We start from the raw sequence: 4,219 nt of genomic DNA on the forward strand, positions 1-4,219 counted from the left end.
GGCGAGGAAAATCAGCTAAATCGGTCGGGGCAATGCCACCGGAAGAGGTAAAGGCCGACTACAACTTGCCCAGCTCATGGCTCTGGATGGAGCTCGGAAAGCTAGTGACGGTCATGGACGCCGGATGGAGCCCGCAATGCGAAAGTCATCCACGGCGCGATCCGGCGCAGTGGGGTGTGCTAAAAACAACGGCGGTCCAGACGCTCGCCTTTGATTGTGGCCAGCATAAAGAACTGCCTGCAAGGTATCCGCCACGACCCCAGCACGAAGCACGGATTGGCGACATCCTCGTTACGCGCGCAGGGCCGAAAAATCGTGTCGGCATTTCTTGCGTCGTCGATCAGACCGAACCAAGGTTGATGATATCGGACAAGCTTATCCGCTTTCGATTGATCGACGGCCTCAGTCCGAGGTTCTTCGCACTGACCCTGAATGCAGGCGTAACCAGCAGTGCGATAGAAGACGCCAAGTCCGGCATGGCGGTGATGCAAATGAATATCTCTCAGGACAAACTTCGCGCGGTCCCCGTTCCCCTCCCACCTCTCGCCGAACAGCACCGCATCGTTGCCAAGGTAGATGCCCTGATGGCGACCTGCGACAAGCTGGAGGCGAGCCTGACGACTACCTCCACCACCCGACTCCGTCTGCTCGACGCACTCCTTCAAGAGCCCCTCACCCCGGTGTCGCTCGAAGAGGCCGCCTGATGCCCATCCGCAATGCCATCTGGACCGTCGGCAGCACCCCAAGGCAACTCAGCGAAGGTCGCCTTCCCAGCGAACGCGCGCTTGAGGACATGATTGTCGCATCACCCCGCATCCTGTCCGACGAATGGATGCTCATCGGGCGGCAAGAGCGCACCGCTTCCGGCGGTTTCATCGACCTGCTGGCCGTGGCCCCCGACGGGGCTCTGGTCCTGATCGAGCTGAAGCGCGACCGCACCCCGCGCGAGGTTGTCGCCCAGGCCATCGACTACGCCGTCTGGGTCGAGGAACTGGAGGCCCAGGACATCGACGCCATCTACCGCCGCTTCTCGTCCGGTCGGGACCTCTCGACGGACTTCCAGACACGCTTCGGTCAGCCGCTGGACGAGGAGACACTGAACGAGAGTCACCAGATCGTCATCGTCGCGGCCACTCTGGACGACAGCAGCGAGCGGATCGTCGCCTATCTGAACAAGCGCGACATCGCCATCAACGTGCTGTGCTTCCAGGTCTTCGACCATGGCGACCAGCAGCTCCTCAGCCGGGCCTGGCTTCTGGACCCGGTCCACACCCAGGTCAGCGCCGCAGCCGCCCCCAAGGCGCGGGGTCTGCGAGAGAGCGAGCCCTGGAATGGCGAGTTCTACGCCTCCTTCGGTCTGGGAAATGATCGGCGATCGTGGGAGGAGGCCCGGCGCTATGGCTTCATCAGCGCCGGCGGCGGCAGCTGGTATAGCAACACTCTGAACCTGCTGAACGTCGGCGACCGCATCTGGGTGAAGTCCCCGGGCCACGGCTTTGTCGGCATGGGCGAGGTGACGGGACGTCCGCAGCCGGCCGCCGAGTTCCAGGTCACGACACCGGAGGGCGAACGCCCCGCGCTCGATGTCCTGACCGGGGGCGACTACCACCGGGCGGTTGCCGACGACCCGGAGCGCTGCGACTATTTCGTGCCGGTTAGCTGGATCCATACCGTTCCGCTGGAGCAGGCCGTCAACGAGATCGGCCTGTTCGGGAACCAGAATACGGTCTGCAAGCCGACCACCCCGAAGTGGCGGACCACCGTCGAGCGCTTGAAGGAGCGGTGGCCGGAGACGGCGTAGCGGTGAACTGCTCAGGCAGGTTAAGCGCCATAGTCTGGGGCCAAACACACTGCGCGCTGGGACGGTCAATATGAGGGTCTGGATGCAGGTCTAATAGCGCTCTGGACCTGTGCTGGACGAGCAAGTCTGGAGGTTCGGTCCATAGCGCGCGAACAGTGCGAAACCGCTCCAGCGGACTCCCTGAGGACCGCCGGGTGCAGGTCGAGAATATCGCTCCAGCCGTATCCCAAGGGTTTCCCAACGAGGGTGTCTTTCAGGTCCGCACAGGCGAGACGAAGGGCTTGGTCACGACAACGGCAGCTTCGCAGGATTGGCGCAGTCTCAAGGCGGGCCCAGCCGATCGCAAGCAGACCTAATGGGAGTCTGCAGTGGGTGGGAAGCGGACCTTCCGGCGATCCTGCTTCCAGCCTCACTCCATCCGGCAGAAGCAATACATGAACTGCTGAGGGGCGCCCCAAGGCGTCTCGTGCAACTCGGTGACGCTGTCCAACAGACGGAACTTCGGGCCGAACTCCTCGTGCAGGTTTTCTGCGTCGTAGCGAACGACATCCAATCCGCTGCACTTTTCAGGCCCGTCCAAACCGAAGGTGGCGACAATGACGTGGCCGCGAAGCCGAACTGAGCGGGCGACTTGGCGCACGTATGCGGCTCTGTCATCTGCGCTCGTCAAGAAGTGGAACACCGCTCGGTCGTGCCAGACATCGTAGCGAGCAGCTTCCAGCTCCACCGTCGTGATGTCGCCGGTGATCCAATGCACCGAGGCACCCGCATGTCCCATTCGGTCCTTCGCCACCTCAATCGCCGCCGGAGAGATGTCGAGCACCGTCACGTCGCTGTAACCGCGCGCGACAAGATCATCGACCAAAGTCGCTTCCCCACCACCAACGTCAATGACCGCGCTGCCGGTGTCCGGCGTCGCGTGTTCGATGAGCCTCAGGGAAACCTCCAAGTGGGGGCGATACCAGCTCACCTCGTCCACCGCCTTAGTTTGATAAACGTTTTCCCAATGGGCCTTGGTCGTCATCGCCGCCACTCCCGAACTGTCCTTGAAAACTGGGGTTGGGATCATCTGAACGCCAGAGGGCCCACCGGTCGAAACCCGTTATTCTCGCCCGCGACGCACACAGACGTTCATTGGGGAGTTCAAAGCCGCAGGCCGAGACGTGGCCCGAGCCAGATCATGAGACTGTAGAGCATGATCGTAAGCAGGCATCCGGCAACCAAGGCTGCCCAGAAGCCAACGCCGGCGCGCAGCAGCGCCGGGATGGCGAGAAACATGGGCAACGAGGGCAGCACGAACCAGAAGGTCGCCTGGGCGTGGTCCGCCATGTTCGCCACGTCAGGACGGTCTCGCCAGAGCCAGATCATCCCAAGAACCGAGATCAGAGGCAGTGAAGCTATCAGGGCGCCGACGCCGGGAAAGCGCTTGGACACCGTCGAGATCAACGCGATGATCAGGCCGGAGAGCGCAGCCTTGAGGATGAAGTAGAGCATCTAGACGACCCGCTTCACTTCTGAATACGAGCCCTCCGTGCGCAGAGTGATCGTCACCGGCGCGCCCGATCTGTTGCGCCAGAACCAGCCGTGGCTGCCCGTGAAAGCCGCGACGAGTTCGCCCTCGACCCGTTGTTCCGACCCCTTGCCGTAGCCGTGGTAGGGCGTGCCCGGACGGTCGGCGTGGGTGTCGAAGTTGACCGCTCCGCCGCTGCTCGTCCAGGTGAAGTCCACCCGGGCGCCTTCCTCCATCACCAGTTTGATCTCGGCGCCCTGGTCGGGTGCGAGGGTGATGACGGTTTCGTCCGTGCGTTGACCATTCGGGGCGGGAGTCGTTCCGGCCGGAGTGGCTGGGGCGGTTGTGGTGACGGCGGCAGGGGCGGACGCAGCCACAGCCAGACCCGCCTCTTCGGCCTCAGCTTCGGCGGCGAGTTGCATCTTGATCCGCCCCATCTCGGTCAGACCGAGCAGAGATCCGACCCGGGTCGGATCGACGCCGTATTCGGCGGGGAGGACGACGGTGACGAGGAGGGCGGAGGCGATGACCACGGCGATACCGGTCGACTTCAGCAGCTTGCCGGTCGAAGGCAGTTCGGCGGCGTCAGGCTTGTTGGCGTTATACATGGGTCAGGTCTCCGGTCAGGCGACGAAGAAGCCGACGAGCTGATAGCCCGCCAGAATGAAGCCGAGGGTCATGACGACCACATTGGCGGTGTAGGCGTGACGCCAGAAGCTGGAGGTCTTCCTCCAGAAGCCCATGACGATCAGGATGGCGCCGAGCGCCAGAAGCTGACCGATCTCGACCCCGACGTTGAACGCCAGCAGATTGCCGATCAGGCCGTCGGGCGACATGTTGAAGTCCTGCAGCTTGGTCGCCAGGCCGAAGCCGTGGAACAGGCCGAACACCAGGGTCGCGGCCTTGGT

The 4,219-nt window shown here is 63.2% G+C and carries 6 protein-coding genes; 2 read left to right on the plus strand and 4 right to left on the minus strand.

The features are described from left to right. Together Q8K99_01075 and Q8K99_01080 are read left to right on the plus strand one after the other, a co-directional pair. Nucleotides 1-704: restriction endonuclease subunit S (locus Q8K99_01075; protein ID MDP2181149.1), on the plus strand; the 704-nt coding region annotated here is incomplete at its 5' end. Continuing rightward, nucleotides 704-1,801, plus strand: a complete 1,098-nt coding sequence (locus Q8K99_01080; GenBank protein ID MDP2181150.1) for an endonuclease NucS — start codon at nucleotides 704-706, stop codon at nucleotides 1,799-1,801. The genes Q8K99_01075 and Q8K99_01080, both read left to right, overlap by 1 nt. 409 nt (nucleotides 1,802-2,210) lie before the next feature. On the opposite strand, the gene Q8K99_01085 is transcribed toward Q8K99_01080, so the two are convergent. From Q8K99_01085 to Q8K99_01100, 4 genes are all read right to left on the minus strand, one after another. Then, on the minus strand, nucleotides 2,211-2,825 hold the full coding sequence (locus Q8K99_01085; GenBank protein ID MDP2181151.1) for a class I SAM-dependent methyltransferase: 615 nt from the start codon (nucleotides 2,823-2,825) through the stop codon (nucleotides 2,211-2,213). Between the two features lie 119 nt (nucleotides 2,826-2,944). After that, the gene (locus Q8K99_01090) at nucleotides 2,945-3,295 is read right to left on the minus strand and encodes a DUF3147 family protein (GenBank protein ID MDP2181152.1); all 351 of its coding nucleotides are present in this window, start codon (nucleotides 3,293-3,295) and stop codon (nucleotides 2,945-2,947) included. Further along, complete coding sequence (locus Q8K99_01095; protein MDP2181153.1) at nucleotides 3,296-3,919, minus strand: transmembrane anchor protein; 624 nt, start codon at nucleotides 3,917-3,919, stop codon at nucleotides 3,296-3,298. A gap of 15 nt (nucleotides 3,920-3,934) precedes the next feature. Then, on the minus strand, nucleotides 3,935-4,219 hold a 285-nt coding region (locus tag Q8K99_01100; protein ID MDP2181154.1), incomplete at its 5' end, for a HupE/UreJ family protein.

The sequence above is a fragment of the Actinomycetota bacterium genome, from assembly GCA_030682655.1.
GTDB lineage: Bacteria > Actinomycetota > Coriobacteriia > Anaerosomatales > JAUXNU01 > JAUXNU01.